This is a genomic window from Marinomonas sp. GJ51-14 (genome assembly GCF_055808695.1).
Genome location: NZ_CM147879.1, coordinates 3,320,387 through 3,346,153, shown reverse-complemented (window position 1 = coordinate 3,346,153; position 25,767 = coordinate 3,320,387). Strand labels below are relative to the sequence as shown.

The following is a 25,767-nucleotide window of genomic DNA, read 5'->3' as shown; positions in this document are numbered from 1 at the left end:
TTTCATTCATGCTTCCACGTTATTTGTTTGGTATCTCCCATTTTTCCGTCGCTGTTTAAGCGGTAGGCTAGAGCAACGAGTAAGGTTTGCGCTAAGGTCATAGAAGATGTTAGTGAACGAAACCCTAACACTTCGGCTTCTTTTATATCGAAACATACATCAGATAGTGACGCTAATGGACTGATTTTACTGTCCGTAATAGCTATCACTTTGGCACCAGCTTTAAAAGCGAACTCACTAACATTGACAGTTTCTTTAGCATATGGGCTGAACGTTGTGGCAATAATGACATCATTCTCGCGGATGTTACTGGCTTGCTCAATGAGCATCCCGCCACCGCCATCAATAAGGTGGGTGGTTTTGTTTAGATGCCTTAGGCTGTAGGCAAAATAGCTAGAAATAGGAAATGCACGGCGTAGGCCAATCAAATAGATATTCTGAGCATGTTCAAGTAAATCCACCGCTTTGTTCAACATTTCTTGAGGGAAATGATGGTTCATGTGGTTCATTGAAAAGGCGTTACTACTACTAAATTCTTCTAAAATATGAGATGCATCAATTTTAGTACTAGAGGTGCTTTTACTTAATTTTACGCGCTCGCTGTAACTCGATGTTTGTTCGACTAAAGACTGGCGAAACAAATTTTGCATTTCACTAAAACCGTTATATTCAAATGCAGCAGCAAAACGAACTAGTGTTGAAGGTGGTACATCACACTGAACAGCAAGACTAGCGACGGTTTCAAGTGCGACTGTATTAGGATGTTCTAATAAAAAGCGCGCGACTTGTTGTAATCGTTTACTTAAGTCATCGTAGTTTCGACTAATGGCTTGTTGTAATTGTTCTAGAGACGTTGGTGCAGCCAAAAATAACTCCTACCTAAAGTAATGATGCGAGAATGGTTTTCTGATAAACATTATAGCGATATTTTCGTCAAAATACTTGCTGGTTTTATCTATGGTTAAGGTGACAAGCTAGATGAAGCACTGTCGCTGAAAGCGAGGGTCAAAGGGAGGTTATCCATAACCTCCCTTTTTCTTTCTTAAATTAAATTAACGAAATTCACCCGCATATTTTTCCACTAATGCAATATTGTCTTTGGTGATAAATCCAGGTCCTGAGTTTACATCGTTGCTAGGAATCAAACCGTAGCGTGAGTAAAGCGTTAAGAAGCTGATTGGTAGATAACCTTGTAAGTAGGGTTGTTGATCGATGGCAAAATCAATACGGCCTTCTTTGATTGCTTCTGAAATTTCGCCACTTAAATCAAATGTACCAAAATAAATATCTTTAAGATTTCTATTTTTAGATAGTGCTCGCAATGTCGGATGCGCTGAGGTTGGCCCTAATGTAAGGATGGCTTGAGTATCTGGATGCTTACGTAAATAAGCAGATACTTTAGTTTCTACATTGGTTGGATCAGAACCAGAGTCAATCATCTGACTACCTAGTTCTACACCTAGCCCTTTTGCGAAGCCCATGCAGCGCTCAACAGAGGCTGGATTAGTAATGTAATGGTTAACACATAAGAAAGACTTCACACCTTGCTTTCTAGCGCGTTCACCAGCACCTAAACCTGCGGCAAATTCAGGTTGCCCAATGTGTAATAGAGCGCCTAATGCTTTCGATTGAGCTTGAGTGCCAGAGTTCATCGTAATAAAAGGAATACCTTTACGAGTGGCCTTATCTAAAGGTTCTTCTAATGTATCGTAGTCAGCAATGGACAATACAATACCATCGGGATTGGTTGCGACAGCTTGCTCAACAATACGCGCCATATCGGCGAGGTCACCTGTGGGTGGATTTCTATATTCTACAGTTACATTCATATCTGATGCTGCGTGCTTCACTGCATTCTTAATGACGTTCCACCAAGAGTCAGAATCAGGTGCATGAGAAATGAACACATAGCGTTCACCTTCGGCATGAACGGATGATGACATAGACATCACACCTAGTGTTGCCGCACTTGCTACCAGTATGGCTGTACTTTTCTTAAGAAACTTCTTCATTCCAACTATCTCCGTTTTGTTTATTTATTTTTTTATTACTCATTCCTGGATTTAGTAAACACTGATGCTGGTTTATTTTTGATCAGAGTCGAGGTGATAGTAGAATGAATGTTTCACAAATGCAATAATTTGGAATTTTTGATTTTTTTGGTGTTGTTTTTAATTATCTTGTTGTTTTTAATGTATTTATTTTAATTAATTGAACTATTTATAACTGGTTTATGAATGTTTATAGAAAAAATAATAAAAATATTTATTTTGTCTATTGAAAAAAATGAAATAAATATTCTATTATGGGTTCATTGTTGAAACAGAATGTATTGAGTTCTATCGCGTGCTGGGTAGATCGCTAGAACACGACTAGAAACCGCAAAAAATAAATATAAAAAAATAGGTGAGATGTTATGACTGATCAAATTAACTCTGTGGATGTATCTGAAGCGGGACGAGATAAGTCAGCCGAAGGTGATATAGCAATCGATGAGCGAGTCCGAAAGGTGCCCGCTTGGAAGAGACTGTTACATCGTCCGGAGTTTGGTGCTATTTCTGGTGCCGTTTTAGTGTTTGTGTTCTTTTTTATTACTGCGGGCGATTCCGGTATGTTTGCCTCAGATGGCATCATGAATTGGGCGACAGTGTCAGCTCAATTAGGATTAATCGCTATTAGTGCTTGTTTGTTAATGATTGCCGGTGAGTTTGATTTATCTATTGGTTCAATGATTGGCTTTGCCGGCATGATGATGACCATTCCTGCAGTGTATTGGGGCTGGCCAATTTGGGGGGCGATTCTTTTTGCGTTTGCTGGTGCCATGCTGATTGGTTTTTTTAATGGCTATATTGTCGTTAAAACAGGTCTTCCATCTTTTATTGTGAGCTTGGCATTTCTTTTCATTCTACGTGGTTTGACGATTGCGTTATCTATTTTATTTACTAACCGCACGATTATTGGCGGTATTGATAAATACGCCGAAGGTGATTGGCTGGCTGTGGTATTTGGCGGCACGATAGGGAATAGCCTCTTTATCTGGATGGCAGATATAGGGCTGATTGGCACTTATGATGATGGCTATCCAATTGTTGATGGTATTCCTATGGTTATTGTTTGGTGTATTGGACTGGCCATTGTAGCGAGTTGGGTTTTGCTTCGTACTTCGTTTGGTAACTGGATTTTTGCCACTGGCGGTGATGATAAAGCAGCTCGTAATGTTGGGGTCCCTGTCGATAAAGTGAAAATCTCTCTGTTTATGTTTACTGCATTTACTGCCACGGTTTATGCCGCTTGTCAGGTATTTGAATTTGGTTCCGCAGCGGCAGATCGAGGTGTATTAAAAGAATTTGAAGCCATTATTGCAGTTGTAATTGGTGGTGCATTACTTACAGGTGGTTATGGCTCGGTGATTGGTGCTTGTTTCGGTGCATTGATTTTTGGCGTGGTGCAAATGGGGATTTTCTTCACCGGAATTGATTCAGATTGGTTCCGAGTTTTCTTAGGTGGCATGTTGTTAATTGCTGTTTTGTTCAACAACTACATTCGTAAAAAAGTGACAGAAGCTCGAAATTAACAAGGTTTATATTTTTGAGTTTACTTTTTATATGAAGAATTTAGGAGAGCAAAAATGAGCGAATTTATTATTGAATTGAAAAATGTTAGCCGTTTTTTTGGATCAGTTATTGCCTTGAAAGACATTGATATGCAAGTGAAGTTAGGTGAGGTCCACTGCTTGTTAGGTGATAACGGTGCAGGTAAATCGACACTAATTAAAACCCTTGCAGGTGTTCATGCGCCAAGCGAAGGAGAGTATTTTTTAGACGGAAAGCCAGTTGTTTTTAAATCTCCCGTAGAAGCTCTAGATGCAGGCATCGCAACCGTGTATCAGGATCTTGCTTTGGTGCCTTTAATGAGTGTAACACGTAACTTTTTTATGGGGCGTGAGTTAACCAAAGGTCGTGGCATTTTTAAACGTTTTGATTTGGAAAATGCCAACAAAATTGCTCAAGCTGGAATGGCTGAAATGGGAATTAAAGTTCGGGACCCTTCTCAGGCTATTGGCACTATGTCTGGCGGTGAAAAGCAATGTCTAGCCATTGCCCGTGCAATTCACTTTGGTGCTAAAGTTTTGATTCTTGATGAGCCAACAGCAGCGCTGGGCGTTAAGCAATCTGCCAATGTTCTAAAAGTGGTCGCAAAAGCTAAAGCGCGTGGTTTAGCTGTGATTCTGATTACTCATAATGTTCATCATGCTTATCCAATTGCCGATCGTTTTACCTTGTTGAATCGAGGTCAAAGTTTAGGTTCTTTCTTGAAGTCGGAAGTCAGTCGTGAAGATGTTTTGGAAATGATGGCGGGTGGTCAAGAGTTGGATGAATTGACGGCTGAATTAGAAGAATTTAGTCGTTTAGATGCTACAGCATAAGGAAAACCATTATGACGACTAATAAAGTGCGCGTTGGTTTGGTTGGTTCTGGTTATATGGGAAAAGCTCATGCCATTGCTTATCGCAATGCAATGGCAGCTTTTGCTATCTCACAGGAACAGCTGCAGTGTGAAATGCTAGCCGATGCGACGGAAGAATTAGCAGAAAAAAAGCCAAAGAACTAGGGTTTAATCGTGCGACAGGGGATTGGAAGCAGCTTGTTAGCGATCCTAATATTGATGTTGTAGATATTTGTGCACCGAATTTTCTTCATAAAGAAATTGCCCTAGCGGCTATAGCAGCAGGCAAACATGTATACAGTGAAAAGCCCTTAGCTCTTACTGCCAATGATGCTAAAGAGATGACTGAAGCAGCAGAGTTGGCAGGTGTTAAAACCTTGGTCGGATTCAATTATATCAAGAACCCAACCGTACAATTCGCTAAGCAATTGATTGCACGTGGTGACATAGGTGAAGTAGTGCATTTTCGTGGTGTATTTAATGAAGATTATTTGGCTGATGCCAACTTGCCTTTTAGCTGGCGTTTGCAAAAGCAATTTGCAGGCACCGGAGCACTTAATGATCTGGCATCGCATCTGGTTCAATTAGCCACGCACTTGGTTGCACCTATTAGCTCACTCTGTGCAGATTTGAAAGTGGTTCACAAGCAGCGCCCATTTATGCAAGCGGAAGACGGATCGGGTATGGGCGAGGTCGAAAATGACGATCAAGCGCACATGATGGTGCGGTTTGCCAACGGTGCGCAAGGCACATTGGAGGCGTCTCGTATTGCATGGGGACGAAAGAATGGTTTGTCATTTGAAATCACGGGGACAAAAGGTAGCTTGATTTTTGATCAAGAAACCTTGTCAGAATTGTCCTTGTATATCAATGAAGGTAATCCGCAAACTCAGGGTTTTAAGCGTATTTTAGTTGGCCCAGAACACCCTGATTATCAGGCGTTTTGTGTTTCAGCGGGTCATGGTTTGGGATTCAATGACATGAAAGCCGTTGAAATCCGTGATTTGTTCCAAGGCATAGTAAACGATACATCTTTATGGCCTGATTTTCGGGCTGCTACACAGGTCAATATCATTCTCGATAGTGTCATTGAGTCTCATGAGAAAAGAGCATGGGTCGAGGTTGAACAGTACGATGAGGAACAACAATGAATAATAAAGAATTAGACGTTATTTGCTTAGGACGTGCTGCAGTTGATCTGTATTCAGAACAGATTGGTTCGCCATTAGAAGACGTTAGTAGTTTCAAGAAATACTTAGGTGGTTCGTCTTGTAATATCGCATTTGGTACGTCTCGTATGGGGTTGAAGTCTGCCATGTTAACGCGAGTCGGTGATGAGCACATGGGACGGTTTGTCCGTAAAGAATTAGCTCGTGCAGGAGTAGATGTTTCTCATGTTGTTACCGATGAAGATCGTTTAACCGGTTTAGTGTTATTAGGCATCAAGGATAAAGATACGTTTCCATTGATCTTTTATCGTGAAAATTGTGCTGATATGGCAATCAATGAAAACGATTTTGACGAAGCTTATATTGCTTCCGCGAAAGCTTTGTTGATTACAGGCACGCACTTTTCAACGGAAGGTACAGATCAAGCAGCAAGAAAGGCAATTCAATATGCCAAAGCTAACAATACAAAAGTTGTTGTCGACATCGATTATCGTCCTGTCTTATGGGGGTTAACTGGTCGTGGTGAGGGCGAAAATCGCTTTGTTTCTAACGAATCCGTTACTCAGCATCTTTTGTCTATTATGCCGCTATGTGACCTAGTTGTTGGCACAGAGGAAGAGTTTCATATTGCTGGTGGCTGTGAAGATACGATTGAATGTTTGAAACGTATTCGTAAGGTGTCATCGGCTGAATTCGTCGTTAAGCGCGGTGCATTAGGCTGTTCTGTTTTTAAAGAGGCGATTCCAGAAACATTGGATGAAGGTATTACACGGTACGGCGTAACTGTAGATGTGATGAATGTATTGGGCGCGGGTGATGCATTTTTAAGTGGATATCTACGTGGTTGGATTCAGGGCGAAGTGACTGAAAATTCCTGTGATTATGCAAATGCATGTGGTGCGATTGTTGTATCCCGTCATGGTTGTTCACCTGCTATGCCTAGTTTAGAAGAACTGGATTATTACCTGATACATAGAAATGATATTCCCAGGCCCGATCTTGATCCTGTTTTGAATTATCTTCATCGAGTAACGACACAGCGCACTGTACGTGAAGATCAGAATAAGCAGTGGCAAGACATGTGTATTTTAGCTTTTGATCATAGACGACAATTTGTTGATATGTGTCGTGAGGCGGGCGCGCCGTTATCTCAAATTACGAAAGCCAAAAAGCTGATATTGGAAGCAGCTTATCAAGGTGCGTTGTCATTGGAAGGCAAAGTTGGAGGGGCTGGGATTTTAGCCGATGGTACTTTTGCGCAGGATGTTTTGAATGATATTACGGGTAAAGATTATTGGATTGCTCGACCAGTTGAAATGCCAAGCAGCCGACCGCTTCGATTCGAGTTGGGTAATAATGTAGGGCAAGCTATTGAGACTTGGCCTATCAATCATATCGTAAAGTGTTTGGTGTTTTATCATCCAGACGATGAAATCAGCCTACGTAATGAACAAGAGCAAAAAATCATGGACCTTTATCGTGCTTGTTGCACAACGGGACATGAACTTCTTGTGGAGATTATTCCTCCAGCTGGTTCAAACGTACAAAACGATACCTTGTCTCGTTCGATTGAACGTTTTTACAACTTAGGAGTATTCCCTGACTGGTGGAAATTGCCGTCACCGACTAAAGCGGCTTGGCAGAATATTAGTGCTCTCATTAAGGCGCGAGCGCCATATTGTCGGGGAGTTGTATTGTTGGGTTTAGATGCGTCAGTGGAAGAGCTAAAAGCAGGCTTTAATGCCGCAGCGGGGCAAGAACTTTGTAAAGGTTTTGCTATTGGACGCACTATTTTTTCTGAACCAACTAAAGCATGGTTGAGAAAAAACATTAGTGATGCCGAATTCATTGCTAGCGTGAAAAAAAATTATTTGGAAATGAGTGATTTGTGGCAGCAACGTAATAACACAAGTCTTAGTGATCAAGTCGCTCAGCAGATAGAGGGGTAGAAAAATGGAGACATTACGTCTAACCATGGCACAGGCTTTGGTGAAGCATCTTCAGGCCCAGTTTATTCTCATTGATGGTGTTGAAAAGCCTTTATTTGGTGGCGCTTGGGCCATTTTTGGACACGGTAATGTGGCCGGAATAGGGGAAGCTTTGGCGCAAGTGAAAGATCAATTTACGACCTTTCGTGCTCATAACGAACAAGGGATGGCGCTGGCCGCGTGTGCTTATGCAAAACAACATCGACGTCAACGTATTATGGCTTGCACATCATCAATTGGTCCTGGTGCGACTAACATGGTTACGGCTGCCGGATTGGCAATGGCGAACCGTTTGCCGGTGTTGTTTCTACCGGGTGATGTTTTTGCGACTCGAGCGCCAGACCCTGTGTTGCAACAAGTAGAGCATTTTAATGATCCAACCATGTCGGTGAACGATAGTTTCCGTCCAGTGTCACGTTATTTTGATCGTATTAATCGCCCTGAACAGCTTGTTACTAGCTTGCCAGCGGCTATTAATACTATGTTAGATCCGATTACTTGTGGTCCTGCGACTTTGGCGTTACCGCAAGATGTGCAAACCATGGCATTTGATTTCCCAACAAGCTTTTTCACCAAGAAAGTTCATAAACTGCGCCGTAATCGAGCCGATGTCGATCAGCTCGCAGTGGCGGTTGAGGCCATCAAGGCCGCAAAAAAACCACTAATTTTACTTGGCGGTGGTGTGCATTACAGTTTAGCAGTGGAAGAAGTAAAAGCTTTTGTTGAGCAATATCAAATACCAGCTTGTGAAACGCAAGCTGGTAAAGGTGTATTAACGTGGAATCATCCATTAAACCTAGGTGCGGTTGGGGTAACTGGTTCTAGCGCCGCCAATGAGGCCGCACAAGAGGCAGATTTGATCATAGCTATTGGTACGCGTTTGCAAGACTTTACGTCGGCATCTCGTACCTTATTTGCTAATCCTGATCATATTTTGTTGAGTTTGAATGTGGCTCCATTTGATGCAGCAAAGCATAATGCTTTGCCATTAGTTGGGGACGCAAAATCGACTCTTGAAGAGTTATTCGTTCAGCTTTCTACTAGCTGGAAAGCGCCATCGTCTTGGAAAAATCAGGTTCAAGCTTTGAATGAAACATGGTTATCAGTGGTCGATCAAGTTACAGCATTACCTGCACAAGCCAGTAATACAGATTATTTACCAACGGATGCAAATGTTATTGGTGTGATAAATCGCTTTGCTTCAGTTAATAGCACGATAGTTCAAGCAGCGGGAGGTTTACCGGGAGAGCTACATAAACTTTGGCGAACCTCATCAGACCTTGGTTATCACGTTGAATACGGTTTTTCGTGCATGGGATACGAACTAGCTGGTGGTGTTGGTGTGAAGATGGCAACGCCAGAACGCGATGTGATAGTGATGGTAGGCGACGGCAGTTATTTGATGCTGAACTCAGAAATCGCAACTTCCGTGATGTTGGGTTTGAAACTCACCATCGTAGTGTTAGACAACCGAGGTTACGCTTGCATTAATCGATTACAGCAAGCGTGTGGCGGTGAACCATTCAATAATTTATTAGAAAATTGTCATACGATCGAAGAGGGCGCACCCAAAACAGATTTTGCGGCCCATGCGAAAGCATTGGGTGCAGCATCAGAACAAGTGTCTTGTCTCGTAGATTTAGAGGCGGCATTAGCGCGAGCAAAAGCAAGCGATAAAACCTATGTGATTGCGATGGATACTGACCCTATGCCAAGTACAGAACAAGGTGGCGCATGGTGGGATGTGGCAGTGCCAGAAGTGTCGACTCGTAACGAAGTGGAAAATGCTGAACGTCAATACAAAATAGCCAAAAGAATGCAGCCCTATTAACCCATATTAGATCAGAGCTTGGAGCAATCCTATGAACAGCGATAATAAAAATAACAGCACAGCAAACCAATCCAACATCCGAATTGGCATTAACCCATTAACCTGGACCAATGACGATTTGCCTTCTTTGGGTGCGGAGACCCCTCTTGAAGTGTGTTTGAGTGAAGCTCGTCAAGCTGGATACAGTGGCATTGAATTAGGAAATAAATTTCCTCGTGATGCTTCCGTGCTAGGGCCAATTTTAGAACAACATGATATTTCACTTGTTTCAGGCTGGTATAGCGCGCGTTTACTAGAGCGCAGTGTAGAAGATGAAATTGAAGCCATGCAAGATCATCTTAATTTGTTGAGAGTATTGGGTTCCAATGTGATGGTCGTCGCTGAAGTCAGTGGCTGTATCCATGGTGATCAGTCTGCACCATTGTCCCAACGTCCACGCATGACAGACAATCAATGGGGCGAGTACGCAGCACGTATGACTAAGCTAGCAGACTACATGGCTGGCGAAGGTGTAAAAATGGCCTATCACCATCACATGGGGACTGTGATTGAAACGGAGGCAGAAGTAGATAAGTTAATGGAAATGACGGGGGATAACGTCGGTTTATTACTGGATACAGGTCACATCACTTTTGCTGGAGGTAATGCGTTATCGGTAGCGAGAAAACACGCAAAACGTATTAAGCACGTGCATTGTAAAGACATTCGCCCAAGTATTTTAAAAGATAATCTTAACCGTGACAGTGCTTTTCTAAATGCCGTTCTGGAAGGTGTTTATACGGTGCCGGGTGATGGCTGTATTGATTATTTGCCAATTTTTGAAATCTTGAAGTCCGTTAATTATAACGGATGGATAGTCGTTGAAGCAGAACAAGATCCTGCTATCGCGAATCCATTAACATACGCCAAAATGGGTTATGAATATTTATCTTCGACCCTTAAAAAAGCCGGTTTTGCTTTTTAATTTTACGCTAATACTATCCTACTATTTTAAAGAGAGAAGAATATGTCTGATTCAAATGAGGTAATGGGCAACTTTGTTGATAATCAACGAGTGGCAAGTCGCTCAACTCGTATAACAAATGTTTTTAATCCGGCAACGGGTAATGTGTCTTTGTCTGTGTCTTTAAGTACCGTTGAAGAAACGCAAGCGGCCATTGCATCGGCTCAAAAGGCGTTTGAAACTTGGTCAAAAGTGACGCCGTTAAATCGTGCTCGTGTGTTATTTAAGTTCAAAGCTTTGGTTGAAGAAAATTGTCATGAGTTAGCAGAATTGATTTCTAGTGAGCATGGTAAAGTCTATTCTGATGCCATGGGAGAATTAACTCGTGGTTTGGAAGTGGTTGAGTTTGCCTGTGGTATTCCTCATCTTCAAAAAGGCGAACACAGTTTAAACGTTGGTCGAGGTGTAGATAGCTACAGCTTGATGCAACCACTTGGCGTGTGTACTGGTATCAGCCCATTTAATTTTCCAGCGATGGTGCCAATGTGGATGTTCCCAGTGTCTATTGCCTGTGGTAATTCTTTCGTTATGAAGCCATCTGAAAAAGACCCAAGTACGGTTATGCGTCTTGCGGAATTATTGAAAGAAGCAGGCTTGCCAGATGGTGTTTTCAACGTTGTAAACGGTGATAAAGAGTCGGTTGATATTTTACTTACAGATGAACGCATTCAAGCTGTGAGTTTTGTTGGTTCTACGCCAATTGCAGAATATATTTATGCAACTGCCAGTGCTCATGGCAAACGTGTACAAGCATTGGGCGGCGCAAAAAATCACATGTTGGTGATGCCTGATGCCGATCCCAATCAAGTGGTTAATTCTTTGATGGGGGCCGCTTACGGTTCAGCTGGCGAGCGTTGTATGGCGATTTCGGTTGCTGTGTGTGTAGGGGATGAGGTTGCTGACAACTTAATAGATAAATTACAGACTGAAATTGCAACAATGACGGTTGGACCTGGTCTCTATAAGCAATATGGGATTGAGCATGAGCCTCATATGGGGCCACTGGTTAGTAAAGAGCACGCACAGAAAGTACGTGATTACATAACCTCTGGTGTTGAAGAAGGGGCAACTTTAGTTGTGGATGGCCGTGATTTTGTGGTTAAAAGTCATGAGCAGGGTTACTTCGTTGGACCAACGCTTTTTGACCAAGTTAAAGCCGGTATGAGAATTTATAATGAGGAAATCTTCGGACCTGTTTTGTGTGTCGTTCGTGTAGATTCTTATGAAGAAGGTTTGGCATTAATTAATCAACATGAATACGGTAACGGTACAGCCATCTTTACTCGTGATGGAGACAGTGCTCGTCAGTTTACTGAAAATGTTCAAGTCGGTATGGTCGGTGTGAATGTACCAATTCCAGTTCCAATGGCTTTCCATAGCTTTGGTGGTTGGAAGCGTTCTTTATTTGGACCTTTACACATGCATGGACCAGATGGTGTGCGTTTCTACACTCGTATGAAAACGGTTACTGCTCGCTGGCCAACAGGTTTGCGTGCTGGCCCAGAGTTTTCAATGCCAACCATGAAGTGATTTTCTACGAGGTTTTTAACCATGTCTCATTTGCTCAGTAAAAGAAATAAACAGGTCGGACAGACTCAAACCCAGCATGTGACACCAGAAAGTGCCAACTGGAGGTATGTTGGATTTGAAGCGCATGAATTAACGGCGGGCGAATCGATTACGCTTGCTACAGGAACGGATGAAGTCTGCGCGGTTATTCTTTCAGGTAAAGCCAATGCCAGTACTAAGTGTGAAGCTTGGTCTGACATTGGGGATCGCATGAGCGTATTTGATCAGAAAGCACCGTATTCTGTTTATGCACCAGCACAAGATGAAATCCGTATCGAAGCCATTACTGATATGGAAGTGGCTTTTTGTAAAGCGCCTGGAAAAGGTGGATTTCAGGCTAAACTGATTACCCCTGAACAGTGCCAATATGAAACCCGTGGTGTTACGAGCAATACTCGTCATGTGTGTAATATTTTGTTTGGAAATGAACCTGCTGATAGCTTATTAGTATGTGAAGTTATTACGCCAAGTGGTGGTTGGTCGAGTTATCCGCCCCACAAACACGATACCGATGCGGCACCAATGGAAACTCAATTGGAAGAGACTTATTACCATAAAATTGACCCTCCACAGGGCTTCGCTTTTCAGCGTGTTTATACGGATGATCGCAGTATTGATGAAACCATGGCCGTCGAAAATGGTGACTTGGTCATGGTGCCAGAAGGGTATCATCCTGTTGGCGTACCTCATGGATATAAATCCTATTATTTAAACGTCATGGCAGGCCCAAGTCGAAACTGGATTTTCCATAACGACCCAGATCATGAGTGGATTATTGAACGTGATAAAAACGCTTAGAAAATCTTAAATAAAAATAACATTGAAGGGATAAATATATGCTGAACTTTGCTTTGTTTGGTGCTGGTCGGATCGGGAAAATGCATGCCCAAAATATTCAAGCGTTTGCTCAATCGAACCTGAAATATGTGTTTGATGTGTATGCACCTGCGGCGAAAGAGGTGGCCAAAGCCACTGGCGCGCAAGTGGTTACAAGTGTAGAGGAAGCACTAGCTGACCCTGAAATACATGCGGTATTAATCGCAACAAGTACTGATACCCATGTAGATCTAATTGTAAAAGCTGCCAAGGCGGGTAAGGCTATTCTCTGTGAAAAGCCGATTGATTTGGATACAGCTACAGTCAATGCGTGTTTAGAAAAAATTAAAGATTTCCAAGTGCCAATACAAATCGGTTTTAACCGTCGTTATGACCCTAGTCACGCGGCAATTGCCAAAGCAGCACAAGATGGTAGCATTGGTAAATTAGAACAATTGATCATTACTAGCCGTGATCCTGGTATGGCACCCGTAGAATACTTGAAATCTTCTGGCGGTATTTTCCGTGACATGATTATTCATGATTTTGATATGGCACGCTTTGTACTAAATGAAGAAATTGTTGAGTTACAAGCTTTTGGCGGCGCTATGGTAGATGAAAAAATCACCGAGATTGGCGATGTTGATAGTGTTATGCTGATTATGAAAAGCCAATCTGGTCGTTTAATCCACATCAATGGTTCACGTCGTGCGATTTACGGTTATGATCAACGTGTGGAAGCGTTTGGTTCAGAGGGAATGGTAATTTCAAATAACCAAACTCCAACCTCTGTTACGCGATTTACCAAAGAAACAACACAAGTAAAAGATCCGCTTTATAACTTCTTTATTGACCGTTATGTAGAGGCTTATAACTTGCAGCTAACGTCTTTCATCGAAAATGTAATAGCGAAGCAACCTGTCACTCCAAGCTTTGAAGATGGACGTCGCGCTCAAATGCTGGCGGATGCGGCACAGCAGTCTCTTGAGACTGGGCAAAAAGTTACTTTACGTTGGTAATATAACGGACTGTCATTTAACGAATAGAGATGAAAAGGAGCGATAAGCTCCTTTTTTTGCTTTGATTGAAACTAATGAGGGTATTGAAAATACATGCATAAACTTCCTCCTCGTGCACTTGAGTATTTGAATGCAATTGCTCGTTATAAAACCTTGCGTAAGGCAGCCAGTCGCTTAAATGTAGACCCTTCTGCAGTGAGTCGATTACTCTCTCAATTGGAGGAAAATTTGATGCTACCTGTGTGGGATAGGACAAATAACCGTAATCCGATTACGCCAGCGGGTGAAGAGTTACTGCAATATTATAGAAAAATGCATGCCAGTGAACAGGCAACGCTTTCTCGGATTGATGATTTGTTGAATTTACGTACCGGTGAGGTTCGTATTGCTGTGGGTGAAGGAATTCTTGGAGATCTTATTTCCTCTTCGTTACAGTCTTTTCTAGAAAAACACAAAGACATCCAGCTCACGGTCGAAATGGCTGGAGCACAAGATGCTGTGAACTTATTACAGGAAGAGCATATTGATTTTGCGTTGACCTATGCTTCTGCCAATCATCCTAAGTTACATTGTCATTTAGAAACCACACACCCATTGGAGTTGATTGTTCCACCGGGGCACGCTCTAACTCTATGTAAGGTGCCTGTGACCTTTGATTCTATAGCAGAATATCCGATTGCATTGATTGATAAGTCAACTGGTATGGGGCGGCTAGTAACGCTTGCTGAAGAGGTAAATCATCTTAAATTGACACCACGATTACGGACTAACTCAGTGTCGGCATTAACGAATTTTGTGGTTTCAGGTTTAGGGATTACCTTTATGCCATTACTGACTGTACGAGAAGAAATTAAAGAAAAGCGAGTTATAGTGGTACCAATGAATAACACTATTTTTTCACAAGCGAAAGTGCGTGTGCTTAGTTTAGAGGGACGAGAATTAACCTTAGCTGCACAGGCTCTATTGGATCATTTATCAGAAACCATGGAGTTTCTAGAACATCATTAATCTTTCGTTAACTATATTTTGATTTGGCAATAGTTAAAATGAAATAAACTAATTAAGTTGTGTTGACTTTAATGCAACGCTTTGAGTCTTGTGGTGTCAACAGCGCAAGTATAGTTTGGTTAGGGTAAAGAAAGAATAATTAAGGTGATAAAAAGCACCGTTAACTCACAAAGGAAGCTCATTATGAATCTCGTTAATAAAATGTTTGTAACAACCCGTTTAGTTAAGGCGTTGGCTTTAGGGGCAGCATTGTCTTCTGCATCTTTCGCCATTAATGCTCAAACGATTAATCTTAGTTATAACGGCGCACCAGATGCTGAAAAGAATGCCGTTCATTTGTTTGCCACCAATTTACAAAAGTTGGTTGCTGAAAAAACAGATGGTGATTTAGAACTTAAACTTTATCCAAATAGTATGTTGGGTGAAGAGGAAGAGCGTATGGAGCAGGTTTTAAATACGCCGAGTTTAAATGTGGCGTCATTTGGTGGTATTTCTCCGTTATTTCCGGAGATATTTGTTAGTGCTATTCCATTTTTATTTGCAGACTTTGATGAAGCTCGTAAATTTTTTGACCATGGTGAGTATTGGAAAAAATCCCAAGAAGCTTTTTATCAGCGAACTGGTGGTCACTTGCTAGCTGTTGTTGAAGAGGGTGGTTTCTTAGCCTTTACAAATAATAAGTTACCAATTAAATCACCTAAAGATTTTGATGGTTTGCGTTTTCGCGCCATGGATAAAAGCCAAGTAGCTTTATATAACGCATTTGGTGCATCAGGTACTCCAATTCCATGGACTGAAGTGTATCTTGCTCTGAAAACAGGTGTTGCTGATGGTCAGATGAACCCACCAATGTATATCATTTTGGGGAGTTTGTTTGAGGTCCAAAAATACGCTACTTTGGCTAATATTCAGTACTCTGATCAGTTTTTAGTTGGTAATGATGAGCTGTTAAAGAGTTTGTCAGCTGAAGACAAAGCTTCTTTATTGGAAGCCGTTAAAGAAGCCAATGACATTAACCGGGAGGCTGTTCAAAGTCAGGTTGAAACGCGCATCGCTTATTTAGAAGAAAATGGTATGCAAGTATATCGTCCTACAGCGGCCGAATTAGAAGCGTTTCGTACAGTAGGTCAACCTTCTTACTTTGATTGGTTGAAAGAAGAAGGTATTGGTCAAGAATGGGTTGATTTAGCCCTAAAAGACGCGGCATTTAAACACTAAAACCGTAATTTATATGGCGCCTTCGGGCGCCTTTTTTGAGGTTGTTATGACGTTAAATCGTTTCCGCATCACTTTGTATCGAACCATGTTATTTATTTCAGCATCGATCCTAGCTTTGAATGTGTTACTGATTCTTTATAGCGTGTTTACGCGTTATATATTGAATTATTCTCCTATTTGGTCAGATGAACTTTCTCGCTATGCAATTATTGCCAGTGTGATGCAAGTTATGGCGTGTGCTTATATGGATTCACGTCATATGAAGGTGTCTTTTGTTGAGCAAGCGGTAGGAACAAGATTAAGACATATCATTCAAATGTATCAATGGCTTGTCATATTAGCTGTGTCCTGTTTTTTTGTGTATGTAAGTGCTCGTTACTCATTATCACTTGGTAAGTTTTCAAGTATGGGGTTAGGGATCAGTAAAACAATTCCTTTGTTATCCGTACCTATTGGCTTCGCCGCTTTGTTTGTGATGGCTTTAATTAAGGGGCCTTATTCACAACAAATGCCGTTAGAGGAAAAAGTATGTTAGCTGCAATTATTGGCACATTTTTAGTGAATATCTTGTTAGGTGTGCCCTTGTTTATTTGCTTATTACTAGCCGCTTTAATTGGTTTTGTCTTTGTTGATTTTTCATTGGCGTATCGCATGATTCCGCAGCAATTTTATGGCGGCATTAATTCTTTTGCATTGATGGCGATTCCTTTGTTTATCTTCGCAGGTAATTTGATGAATACCTCTGGATTAACGTCACAGTTGATTCGTTTGGCGAACTCGCTTGTTGGTCATTTACGCGGCGGATTAGGCTATGTAAATGTTGTGTCTAGTGTGTTTTTTGCGGGAGTTAATGGTTCTGCTGTTGCAGACACGTCAGCATTAGGTTCTTTGTTAGTACCTGCGATGAAAAAGGAAGGTTATGCAACCAATTACGCAGCGGGTTTAACCGCGGCGAGTTCTTTGATTGGGCCCATTATTCCACCTAGCATTTTTATGATTTTGTACGCGTCTTTAACCAATACCTCGGTTGGGGATTTGTTTCTTGCTGGTGTTATTCCAGGTTTGCTATTGGGCAGTGCTTTTCTAGTAATGAACTATATCTATGTTAGAAAAGTTGGTATTCAAAGCCAACATGAACGAGCAAGTTTAAAAGGCGTTTTATCTGCATTTTGGTATTCTGCTCCAGCTCTTATTGCGCCGTTTATTATTGTTTCTAGTATCGTGTTTGGTTTTGTAACACCGACAGAGTCTGGTGCTTTAATTGTGGCTTATGCATTAATACTTGGTTTACTTAATCGAACATTGAATATGCGTAAGTTATTTGATGCCTTGACGGATACCGCTATTTTAACAGGAACAATTTTTGTCATTATCGCAGCGTCTTCTGTCGTCAGTTGGTTATTGGCTTATGCGCAGTTGCCATCACAGTTAGTAGAATATTTTGAGCCTTTTAAGAATAATCCGACTGCCGTATTGTTGATTTTAAGCTTGATTACCTTCTTTATTGGTATGTTGATGGAAGAAGTTTCCGCGCTGATGTTGCTGACGCCCGTCTTTTTTCCAGTGGCGATTGCCTCAGGTGTCGACCCTATACATCTTGGGGTGGTTATTACGGTGAATATTACGATTGCGTTAATCACACCCCCGATGGGCGCTTGTGTTTTCGTCGCTGCGGCGGTGAGTAAATTAGAAATCACCGAGATGTTTAAGAGTATTTGGCCATTTGTTTTGGTGGCTATTTGTGCTCAGGTTTTGGTGATTTGTATTCCTGATTTAACTTTATTTTTACCTGGTATCTTTAAGTAATATGAAGAGTTTAGAGCAATTGCTAATACCCAAGTGTGATGAGTTCTCTTGGGATGAATACAAGAGAATTCCGATTATAGATAATGGTGAGAGTTTAATTCCGTTAAGTACTTCTAATCGATTAGTGACGTATCCATTTTATGCAAAAATGGGCATAGCGAACGCTATGCCAGAATGTTTTGTTAGAGAGGGTGTATTTGAAAAACTACATCAAGTAACTAAGCTGATTCCTGAAGGTAAGCAGTTGGTTGTGCTTGATGGCTGGCGACCTTTTCCTGTTCAGCAGCATCTTTTTGATACTTTGATTAATATTCTTAAAAAATCGTTCCCTGGGCATCCAGAGCATTATTTACATGAGAAGGCAAAAAGCCTTGTATCTCCGCCGAGTAGTGATGTGGGAGCACCAAGTCCTCATCTTACAGGTGGATCTGTGGATGTTACCTTGTGTGATGACATGGGGCGTTTTTTGGATATGGGAACTCATTTTGATGAAGCCAGTCCACTTTCTTGGACTGACGCCTTGGAAATAGGTGATTGCCTTAATCAAGAGGCTCAAGAAAACCGCCGTATTCTTTATCATGCAATGAGTGAGGTTGGTTTTACTAACTTACCCAGTGAGTGGTGGCACTATGATTTTGGCAATCAACTTTGGGCCTATCGAACTGGGAAGCAGCATGCCCAATATGGTATTACTCGCCCTAGAGACATTATTAAACAATGGGAAAGTGAAATTTTAGAGAATGGATTTATTTAGGCTTTTAGTTGGTCTTTTTTTGTTTTCATATTAATGAGCTCACTGTGTTTAGACTCAGTGAGCTTTTTCTTGATTAAATTGCTCGTTAGTTTTATTTCTTTCCGCCAAATAATAGCTCTTCGTCATAAGGCAAAAATTCTTTATTTTGTTATAAAAGTTTCTAAAGATCCTTCAATAGTTCCTTCTGAAAAGTAACCTTTTTCACCAATGACTATATCACCAAGCTAAGCGTTACCTTGTTTTTTTATGTCTTAAGAACACTTCTGCCTTAAACTTCCTATTTGAGTATCTCTTGGATTATTATATTTTGTATTATAATATCATCAATAGTCACTATGTCTTGAAGTATACCGCTACATTGCCGTCTCTTTTTAACGGTGAATAGCGGTATCTTTTTGCTACATAAGAATAAATATTAATATGCGAAAGTCAGTTCGGATGGGAATGATATGAATATGCAACCAGTATTATTTACGAATGGTGAGCTTGATGCCTTGCGACCTCAGTTGGGTCAAACAAGCTTAATGGGCCAAACAATTGCAGGTCATATTGATCAAGTCGACGCGTATATGCGTTTGCCGTTGGAAGTACCTGGCCACGGTGAAGCGGGCGGTTATGAGCATAATCGCCATAAACAAAACTATAAACACATGCATTTGGCCGGCAATCTATTTCTTGTTACGCAAGACAAAAAATACGCCACATTTGTTATTGAACTATTGTCCTTGTATGCGGATAAATACCTTTCTTTTGGTTTTCATGTTCAGAAAAACACCAATCCTACTGGTCGACTATTTCACCAAATTTTGAATGAACATTGCTGGTTGTTGTTTAGCAGTTTGGCCTATTCTTGTGTCGCGAATGAGATGACTCAAGCCAAGCGTGATCATATTGTGACGAATCTTTTTGATCCTATGTTGGACATGTTTACTGTTAAGTACGGGCATGATTTTGATCGTATTCATAACCATGGTATTTGGGCTGTTGCGGCAGTTGGGATTTGTGGTTTGGTGATTGGCAAACGCGAATATTTAACCAAATCGGTTTACGGTCAAGCCAATGATGGCTCGGGTGGTTTCTTAGCTCAAATTTCTAAGTTATTTTCACCTGCCGGTTATTATATTGAAGGGCCGTATTATCACCGTTACGCGCTTTATCCAACCTGTATGTTTGCTGAAATCATCCACCGTTTTATGCCTGAGATAGATATTTATAACTACAAAGGTGGTGTTATTGGGCGAACGGTTAAAGCGTTATTGGCAACAGCTTATCCAAATGGTGTTTTCCCAGCTTTGAACGATGCATCGAAAACCATGGGTGTAACTGATGCCGGTGTGCAAGTGGCTGTGAGTGTGTTGTGTGAACATTATGGCTGTGATGAAAATATCGTTGGCATGGCTGAGATACAAGGCGAAGTCTGGGTGCAAGCCTGTGGTTTAACACTTTCTCAAGAGCATGAAAAAGCACAAAAAGCGGATAAGATTATTACACCTTATTGGCCAAGTATTGAGCTGAATGAAGGTGCAGAAGGAGATAAAGGTGCCATTGGTATTCTTCGTCTTCAAGGTGCGGATGACGATATCGCTCAGTTAGTGATGAGTTATGGTCAGCATGGTATGGGACACGGCCATTTTGATACCTTGGGGATTACCTTCTTCAACCGCGGACAAGAAGTTTTACAAGAGTACGGCTTTGCTCGCTGGGTCAACGTGGAGCCAAAATTTGGCGGACGTTATCTAGATGAAAATAAATCTTATGCTCGCCAAACGATTGCTCACAATATTGTGACGGTTGATCAAAAAACACAAAACAATTTTGATGTTGAGAAAGCCGACAGCGTTCATGGTATTCCACATTTCTTTAGTGCGAATGATGATTCTTGTTTAGGTGTCAGTGCATTTGCAAATGATCATTATGACAACATCGGTATGCAACGTAGTGCGTTCTTATTGAAAGATGAACGTTTTGAAGCGCCCTTGTTGATCGACTTATTCCGCTTACGCAGCGATGGGCAACACAGCTACGATTATTCTCATCAATACAACGGCCAGATAACTCATACAAATTTTGATTATGTATCCAACACGGAATTGGAGCCATGGGGCGATGATGATGGTTATCAGCACCTTTGGAAGCTCGCATCTGGAAAAGCGCCAGAGACGGCATTGGTTAGTTGGTTGCAAAACAATAGTTATTATTCTTGGAGTGGAACGAGCTCTAATACTAATGATGAGATTGTTTTTACTTCCATTGGTGCTGCAGATCCAAGTTTTAACTTGCGTAACGAGACTGGTTTTAGTTTACGCAGCCAGGGCGGTACGACTTTATTTGCGTCAGTTCTAGAAACTCATGGTTACTTTAACGAAGAGTTTGAACAATCCACCAATGCGCGTGGACAAATCTCTGAAGTTAAAGTAATTGGTCATAATGATTTGGGTTCGGTAGTGGAAATTACTGCTAAAAATGTAACGTTTGTATTGATGGTAAGCAATCAAATGGGTTGCGAAGAAAATACCGCACATCAACTTGAATTTGATGGTGTTGAGTATCGTTGGACAGGCTTTTATTCGTTGAACATCTGTCCGGCTGAAGGAGCATAAGACTATGAGTTACCAACCTTTATTATTAAGTTTTGACGAAGCCGCTATTTTAGCTAAAGACCTAGAAAAAGAGACGCTGTTAGGGCGTGGACTACGTCGTGATATGGACAAAGTAAAAGCCTATATGGACGGCGTTGGTGTTGAAGTGCCTACGCAACAGGGTGAAGCCGGCGGTTATGAGCATAACCGTCATAAGCAAAATTACATCATTATGGACATCGCAGCGCGTTTATTTTTAATCACGAAAGATGATATGTACCGTGATTATATTGTGACGATATTAACCACATACGCGCATGTTTACCCAGAACTAGAAGACAACACCAGTCGAGATTCAAATCCACCAGGTAAGCTTTTTCATCAGACATTGAATGAGAATATGTGGATGCTGTATGCCTCTTGTGCGTACAGCTGTGTTTATCACACATTGACAGATGATGAGAAAACGCTGATCACAGATAACTTATTCAAACCAATGATTCATATGTTTGTTGTCACTTACGGCAAAGACTTTGATATCGTCCATAATCATGGTTTGTGGGCCGTTGCTGCCGTTGGTATTTGTGGTTACGCGATTGGCGATCAGGCGTCTGTTGATAAAGCACTTTATGGTTTGACATTGGATCGCACCAGTGGCGGATTCTTAGTGCAATTAGATAACTTATTTTCTCCAGATGGTTATTACATGGAAGGGCCTTATTACCACCGCTTTTCTTTGCGTCCTATTTTCTTATTTGCTGAATCGATAGAGCGCCGTCAGCCTGATTTGAAAATATACCAATACAATAACTCCGTTATCAAAACCACGTCTTACGCCGTGATGGCGACCGCCTTCCCTGATGGCAGCTTGCCTGCGCTGAATGATTCCTCTAAAACCATCAGTATTAATGACGAAGGTGTCATTATCGCCACGAGCGTTTGTTTCCAGCGTTATGAGCAAAATGAAACCTTAATCAGTATGGCTAATCATCAGCAAGATGTTTGGATTCATTCATCGGGTGAAGCCTTGTCTACTGCTGTGGCGAATACGAAAGACATTAAACCTTTCTCTTGGGGAAGTACTTTCTTGAGTGATGGACCAAAAGGCGAAAAGGGTGGTGTGAGTATCTTACGTCACCGTGATGCACAAGACGATGACACCATGGTGTTGTTGTGGTTCGGTCAGCACGGTTCAGATCATCAATACCATTCAGCATTAGATCACGGTCATTACGATGGTTTGCACATGAGTGTGTTTAATCGTGGTCATGAAGTATTGCAGGATTATGGTTTTGGTCGTTGGGTCAATGTGGAGCCGAAATTCGGTGGTCGCTACATTCCTGAAAATAAAACCTATTGTAAGCAAACCGTGGCACACAATACGGTGACAGTGGATCAAAAAACGCAGAATAAATTTAATACGGCGTTGGCGGAAACTAAATTCGGTAAAAAGCACTTTTTTGAAACAAGCAATCCTGTATTGCAAGGTGCAAGCGCCATTATTGAAGGCTACTACGAGGGTGTTGATATGCAGCGTAGTATCTTGGTCGCAGATATCGAAGAATTTGAAAAACCATTAGTTATTGATGTTTATCGTATCTTGTCAGACCAAGAGCACCAATACGATTTGCCGTTCCATCATCAAGGGCAAATCGTTCATACCGATTTTGAGTACAGCATTCCGACTAAGCTTTCTCCTCTCGGTGCTGATAACGGCTACCAGCATTTATGGAAAATCGGTGAAGGTCACGTGGAGGGTAGTGCTTTAGTGAGTTGGTTGCATGACAACAGCTACTACAGTCTTGTGTCTACTGCACCAAAAGGTGGGGAGATTATTTTCGCTCGCTTAGGCGCCAACGATCCTGATTTCAATTTACGTTCTGAGCCGGCTTTCATTTTAAGGCAATCAGGTGCAAATCATGTCTTTGCTTCTGTGTTGGAAACTCATGGCTATTTTAATGAATCAATCGAAGCGTCTGACGGTGCTCGTGGTTTGGTGTCCGCAATCAGTGTATTGGCTGAAAACGCTGACGGCACCGTTATAGAAATAAAAACAGTAACAGATTCAGTATACCGTTTTGGTATTTCGAATCGGGCATCAGGATTACAACAAACAACACATACCTTGATGACTGAACAGGGTGAATTTACTTGGGTTGGTGCATTTTCAGCTCTTTAAATATCTGTTGAGTTCATTAGATGGTGTTTATTAATAGGAGAGTAGTTACCTTTTGTAAGCACCATTTGAGCGAAATTTGATGTAAGTAATAAGCAGATGAAAATAGCTTGTATTAAGTAAAAAACAACTTGATTTTGATTGTTTTTTATTTGTATTATCTTATTACAAAAATTCATGTGTATATAGTTTAGTCATTAAGGAAAATGTTTTCTCCATATACATAAAAATTTACGGTTTCAGAAAGAAGTAAGAACTCAGATTCATCATTGGGCAATGGATACTTAGCTAATTTATTTGAATATATTGGTGAAGGTATTTGGTACGTGCGCAATGGATAGCCTTGTTATTGTCTGCTCTAGTGGACTATTAGCAATCTCAAGCTGGTTTTCTAGTTGAATTGGTTGTACCCACTTTGTATTACATAAAGTGGGTTTTTTTAAATCATTTTACTCTTAAGTAATACTACAAAAATAAAAGGCAAAGTTATGGAAATACTCATCGTCGGAATATACTTTTTATTCCTAATTACCATTGGCTGGATGTTTCGTACTTTTACCAGTACGACAAGTGATTATTTCCGTGGCGGCGGTAATATGTTGTGGTGGATGGTTGGTGCCACTGCTTTTATGACTCAATTTAGTGCCTGGACATTTACTGGTGCCGCAGGTAAAGCTTATAACGATGGTTTTGCCGTAGCTGTTATTTTTGTTGCGAATGCATTCGGTTATTTAATGAATTATCTGTATTTCGCACCTAAGTTCAGACAGCTTCGAGTGATTACTGTAATTGAAGCCATTCGTATGCGCTTCGGTGCAAAGAATGAGCAGGTTTTTACTTGGTCTAGTATGCCGAACAGTGTGGTTTCTGCAGGTGTTTGGTTGAATGCATTGGCTATTATTGCCTCTAGTATTTTTGGTTTCGACATGGCAACAACGATTTGGGCTACAGGTCTTGTTGTATTAGTTATGTCCGTAACTGGTGGCTCTTGGGCTGTTATTGCATCTGACTTTATGCAGATGGTTATCATCATGGCTGTAACGATTACCTGTGCTGTTGTAGCCATTATTCAAGGTGGCGGTGTTAGTGAGATTATTGCTAACTTCCCTGTAGATGAGGGGGGCTCATTCCTAATGGGTAATGACCTTAATTATCTGAGCATCTTTGGTATTTGGGCTGTATTTATTTTCTTCAAGCAATTCAGTATTACAAACAATATGTTAAATGCTTACCGTTATTTAGCAGCAAAAGATTCTAATAATGCTAAAAAAGCCGCTTTATTGGCTTGTGTGTTGATGACAATGGGCCCTTTGATTTGGTTTATGCCAAGCTGGTTCATTGCCGGCCAAGAAGGTGTTGATCTAGCTACAATCTACCCAGAGCAAGGTAGTAAAGCAGCTGATTTCGCTTACTTGTATTTTGTACAAGAGTATATGCCTGTTGGTATGGTTGGTTTGTTGATCGCGGCTATGTTTGCTGCAACTATGTCTTCTATGGATTCTGGTTTGAATCGTAACTCAGGCATTTTTGTTAAGAACTTCTATCAAACAATTTTACGTCCAACATCGACTGAAAAAGAATTGGTGTTTGTATCAAAGTTAACCTCTACTTTCTTTGGTATTGCGATCATTTTAATTGCTTTATTTATTAATTCTCTAAAAGAACTTAGTCTTTTTGACACAATGATGTACGTTGGTGCCTTAATTGGCTTCCCAATGACGATTCCTGCTTTCTTAGGTTTCTTTATTAAGAAAACACCTGATTGGGCTGGTTGGGGTACATTGGTTGTTGGTGCTTGTGTTTCTTACTATGTTGGTTTTGTTATTACGCCAGAGTTAGTACAAAATATCTTTGGTCTTGAAGAATTAACTAAGCGTGAATGGTCTGATTCGAAAGTGGCAATTGGCCTAATGGCTCATATTATCTTCACTGGTGGTTTCTTCGTTCTATCAGTATTGTTCTACAAGCCGCTTAGTGAAGACCGTCAGCGTGATGTTGATTTGTTTTTTGGTAATTTAGCAACGCCTTTGGTTTCTGAAGGTAGTGAACAAAAAGCATTGGATAACAAGCAACGTAAGATGCTAGGTACACTGATTGCTGTGGCCGGCATTGGTGTAATGGGCATGTGCTTGATTCCTAATCCACTTTGGGGGCGCGGCGTCTTTATATTCTGTGGCGTTATTGTATTAGCGGTAGGTTTGCTATTGGTTAAAGCAGTAGATGACTCTGTTGAAGCTCAAGTGGAGTCTTAAGTTTAATACTAAATAAAGACCTATGTTTTATGAAAGCCATAACAACTCAGTTGTTATGGCTTTTTTATCATCTAAATGAAAGCAATAAAATACAATAGTGTGGTGTCCATTTCTTTAAGAAGGCTTTCTAAGA

20 protein-coding genes and 1 pseudogene are annotated in these 25,767 nt (G+C 41.1%); 19 read left to right on the top strand and 2 right to left on the bottom strand.

From position 1 onward, the window contains the following. Positions 1-2: 2 nt before the first annotated feature. Positions 3-866, bottom strand: coding sequence for a MurR/RpiR family transcriptional regulator (locus AC0L3Y_RS16150; RefSeq protein ID WP_473466345.1), 864 nt, complete (start codon positions 864-866; stop codon positions 3-5). Positions 867-1,052: 186 nt separating this feature from the next. Beyond that, on the bottom strand, positions 1,053-2,012 hold the full coding sequence (locus AC0L3Y_RS16145) for a sugar ABC transporter substrate-binding protein (protein WP_473466342.1): 960 nt from the start codon (positions 2,010-2,012) through the stop codon (positions 1,053-1,055). Positions 2,013-2,416: 404 nt separating this feature from the next. On the opposite strand from AC0L3Y_RS16145, the gene AC0L3Y_RS16140 reads away from it, so the two are divergent. From AC0L3Y_RS16140 to AC0L3Y_RS16050, 19 genes and pseudogenes are all read left to right on the top strand, one after another. Then, the gene (locus AC0L3Y_RS16140; RefSeq protein ID WP_473466338.1) at positions 2,417-3,574 is read left to right on the top strand and encodes an ABC transporter permease; all 1,158 of its coding nucleotides are present in this window, start codon (positions 2,417-2,419) and stop codon (positions 3,572-3,574) included. Positions 3,575-3,628: 54 nt separating this feature from the next. Beyond that, positions 3,629-4,426: an ATP-binding cassette domain-containing protein gene (locus AC0L3Y_RS16135; protein WP_473466335.1), complete on the top strand. Its 798-nt coding sequence runs from the start codon at positions 3,629-3,631 to the stop codon at positions 4,424-4,426. 11 nt (positions 4,427-4,437) lie between these two features. Further along, the gene (locus AC0L3Y_RS16130; RefSeq protein ID WP_473466332.1) at positions 4,438-4,611 is read left to right on the top strand and encodes a hypothetical protein; all 174 of its coding nucleotides are present in this window, start codon (positions 4,438-4,440) and stop codon (positions 4,609-4,611) included. Next, positions 4,584-4,775: pseudogene (locus tag AC0L3Y_RS16125) on the top strand (Gfo/Idh/MocA family protein); the annotation flags it as partial. The gene AC0L3Y_RS16130 and the pseudogene AC0L3Y_RS16125, both read left to right, overlap by 28 nt. Before the next feature lie 12 nt (positions 4,776-4,787). Continuing rightward, complete coding sequence (locus AC0L3Y_RS16120) at positions 4,788-5,597, top strand: Gfo/Idh/MocA family protein (RefSeq protein ID WP_473466326.1); 810 nt, start codon at positions 4,788-4,790, stop codon at positions 5,595-5,597. Next, a complete protein-coding gene (locus AC0L3Y_RS16115; protein ID WP_473466323.1) occupies positions 5,594-7,564 on the top strand; it encodes a bifunctional 5-dehydro-2-deoxygluconokinase/5-dehydro-2-deoxyphosphogluconate aldolase in 1,971 nt (656 codons plus the stop codon). The genes AC0L3Y_RS16120 and AC0L3Y_RS16115 overlap by 4 nt, the downstream gene beginning before the upstream one ends. A 4-nt stretch (positions 7,565-7,568) precedes the next feature. After that, positions 7,569-9,434, top strand: coding sequence for a 3D-(3,5/4)-trihydroxycyclohexane-1,2-dione acylhydrolase (decyclizing) (gene iolD, locus AC0L3Y_RS16110; protein ID WP_473466320.1), 1,866 nt, complete (start codon positions 7,569-7,571; stop codon positions 9,432-9,434). 31 nt (positions 9,435-9,465) lie between these two features. Then, the gene (iolE, locus tag AC0L3Y_RS16105) at positions 9,466-10,398 is read left to right on the top strand and encodes a myo-inosose-2 dehydratase (RefSeq protein WP_473466318.1); all 933 of its coding nucleotides are present in this window, start codon (positions 9,466-9,468) and stop codon (positions 10,396-10,398) included. Positions 10,399-10,440: 42 nt separating this feature from the next. After that, positions 10,441-11,967, top strand: a complete 1,527-nt coding sequence (locus tag AC0L3Y_RS16100) for a CoA-acylating methylmalonate-semialdehyde dehydrogenase (protein ID WP_473466315.1) — start codon at positions 10,441-10,443, stop codon at positions 11,965-11,967. Positions 11,968-11,988: 21 nt separating this feature from the next. After that, the gene (iolB, locus tag AC0L3Y_RS16095; RefSeq protein ID WP_473466312.1) at positions 11,989-12,804 is read left to right on the top strand and encodes a 5-deoxy-glucuronate isomerase; all 816 of its coding nucleotides are present in this window, start codon (positions 11,989-11,991) and stop codon (positions 12,802-12,804) included. 38 nt (positions 12,805-12,842) lie between these two features. After that, on the top strand, positions 12,843-13,841 hold the full coding sequence (gene iolG / locus AC0L3Y_RS16090; protein WP_473466308.1) for an inositol 2-dehydrogenase: 999 nt from the start codon (positions 12,843-12,845) through the stop codon (positions 13,839-13,841). A gap of 93 nt (positions 13,842-13,934) precedes the next feature. Continuing rightward, positions 13,935-14,849, top strand: a complete 915-nt coding sequence (locus AC0L3Y_RS16085; protein WP_473466305.1) for a LysR family transcriptional regulator — start codon at positions 13,935-13,937, stop codon at positions 14,847-14,849. Positions 14,850-15,032: 183 nt separating this feature from the next. Next, complete coding sequence (dctP, locus tag AC0L3Y_RS16080; protein WP_473466301.1) at positions 15,033-16,067, top strand: TRAP transporter substrate-binding protein DctP; 1,035 nt, start codon at positions 15,033-15,035, stop codon at positions 16,065-16,067. A gap of 46 nt (positions 16,068-16,113) precedes the next feature. Continuing rightward, positions 16,114-16,602 carry a TRAP transporter small permease gene (locus tag AC0L3Y_RS16075; RefSeq protein ID WP_473466298.1) on the top strand — a complete coding sequence of 163 codons (489 nt, stop codon included), beginning with the start codon at positions 16,114-16,116 and terminating at the stop codon, positions 16,600-16,602. After that, entirely contained in the window at positions 16,596-17,873 is a 1,278-nt protein-coding gene (locus AC0L3Y_RS16070; RefSeq protein ID WP_473466295.1) for a TRAP transporter large permease, read from the top strand. Before AC0L3Y_RS16075 ends, AC0L3Y_RS16070 begins: the two co-directional genes overlap by 7 nt. 19 nt (positions 17,874-17,892) lie before the next feature. Then, positions 17,893-18,627, top strand: a complete 735-nt coding sequence (locus AC0L3Y_RS16065; RefSeq protein ID WP_473466292.1) for a M15 family metallopeptidase — start codon at positions 17,893-17,895, stop codon at positions 18,625-18,627. Between the two features lie 449 nt (positions 18,628-19,076). Beyond that, complete coding sequence (locus AC0L3Y_RS16060; RefSeq protein WP_473466289.1) at positions 19,077-21,227, top strand: heparinase II/III domain-containing protein; 2,151 nt, start codon at positions 19,077-19,079, stop codon at positions 21,225-21,227. A gap of 4 nt (positions 21,228-21,231) precedes the next feature. Further along, on the top strand, positions 21,232-23,385 hold the full coding sequence (locus tag AC0L3Y_RS16055; RefSeq protein ID WP_473466286.1) for a heparinase II/III domain-containing protein: 2,154 nt from the start codon (positions 21,232-21,234) through the stop codon (positions 23,383-23,385). 485 nt (positions 23,386-23,870) lie between these two features. After that, positions 23,871-25,634, top strand: coding sequence for a sodium:solute symporter family transporter (locus AC0L3Y_RS16050; RefSeq protein WP_473466283.1), 1,764 nt, complete (start codon positions 23,871-23,873; stop codon positions 25,632-25,634). The last annotated feature ends 133 nt before the right edge of the window (positions 25,635-25,767 follow it).

What these genes read in the sequence shown, in the direction of transcription:
- AC0L3Y_RS16145 (WP_473466342.1), bottom strand. Translation starts at nt 2,012, where the DNA reads ATGAAGAAGTTTCTTAAGAAAAGTACAGCCATACTGGTAGCAAGTGCG.
- AC0L3Y_RS16120 (WP_473466326.1), top strand. Translation starts at nt 4,788, where the DNA reads ATGACTGAAGCAGCAGAGTTGGCAGGTGTTAAAACCTTGGTCGGATTC.
- AC0L3Y_RS16070 (WP_473466295.1), top strand. Translation starts at nt 16,596, where the DNA reads ATGTTAGCTGCAATTATTGGCACATTTTTAGTGAATATCTTGTTAGGT.
- AC0L3Y_RS16115 (WP_473466323.1), top strand. Translation starts at nt 5,594, where the DNA reads ATGAATAATAAAGAATTAGACGTTATTTGCTTAGGACGTGCTGCAGTT.
- dctP (WP_473466301.1), top strand. Translation starts at nt 15,033, where the DNA reads ATGAATCTCGTTAATAAAATGTTTGTAACAACCCGTTTAGTTAAGGCG.
- AC0L3Y_RS16135 (WP_473466335.1), top strand. Translation starts at nt 3,629, where the DNA reads ATGAGCGAATTTATTATTGAATTGAAAAATGTTAGCCGTTTTTTTGGA.
- iolE (WP_473466318.1), top strand. Translation starts at nt 9,466, where the DNA reads ATGAACAGCGATAATAAAAATAACAGCACAGCAAACCAATCCAACATC.
- AC0L3Y_RS16060 (WP_473466289.1), top strand. Translation starts at nt 19,077, where the DNA reads ATGAATATGCAACCAGTATTATTTACGAATGGTGAGCTTGATGCCTTG.
- iolG (WP_473466308.1), top strand. Translation starts at nt 12,843, where the DNA reads ATGCTGAACTTTGCTTTGTTTGGTGCTGGTCGGATCGGGAAAATGCAT.
- AC0L3Y_RS16100 (WP_473466315.1), top strand. Translation starts at nt 10,441, where the DNA reads ATGTCTGATTCAAATGAGGTAATGGGCAACTTTGTTGATAATCAACGA.
- iolD (WP_473466320.1), top strand. Translation starts at nt 7,569, where the DNA reads ATGGAGACATTACGTCTAACCATGGCACAGGCTTTGGTGAAGCATCTT.
- AC0L3Y_RS16085 (WP_473466305.1), top strand. Translation starts at nt 13,935, where the DNA reads ATGCATAAACTTCCTCCTCGTGCACTTGAGTATTTGAATGCAATTGCT.
- AC0L3Y_RS16050 (WP_473466283.1), top strand. Translation starts at nt 23,871, where the DNA reads ATGGAAATACTCATCGTCGGAATATACTTTTTATTCCTAATTACCATT.
- AC0L3Y_RS16055 (WP_473466286.1), top strand. Translation starts at nt 21,232, where the DNA reads ATGAGTTACCAACCTTTATTATTAAGTTTTGACGAAGCCGCTATTTTA.
- AC0L3Y_RS16075 (WP_473466298.1), top strand. Translation starts at nt 16,114, where the DNA reads ATGACGTTAAATCGTTTCCGCATCACTTTGTATCGAACCATGTTATTT.
- iolB (WP_473466312.1), top strand. Translation starts at nt 11,989, where the DNA reads ATGTCTCATTTGCTCAGTAAAAGAAATAAACAGGTCGGACAGACTCAA.
- AC0L3Y_RS16140 (WP_473466338.1), top strand. Translation starts at nt 2,417, where the DNA reads ATGACTGATCAAATTAACTCTGTGGATGTATCTGAAGCGGGACGAGAT.
- AC0L3Y_RS16130 (WP_473466332.1), top strand. Translation starts at nt 4,438, where the DNA reads ATGACGACTAATAAAGTGCGCGTTGGTTTGGTTGGTTCTGGTTATATG.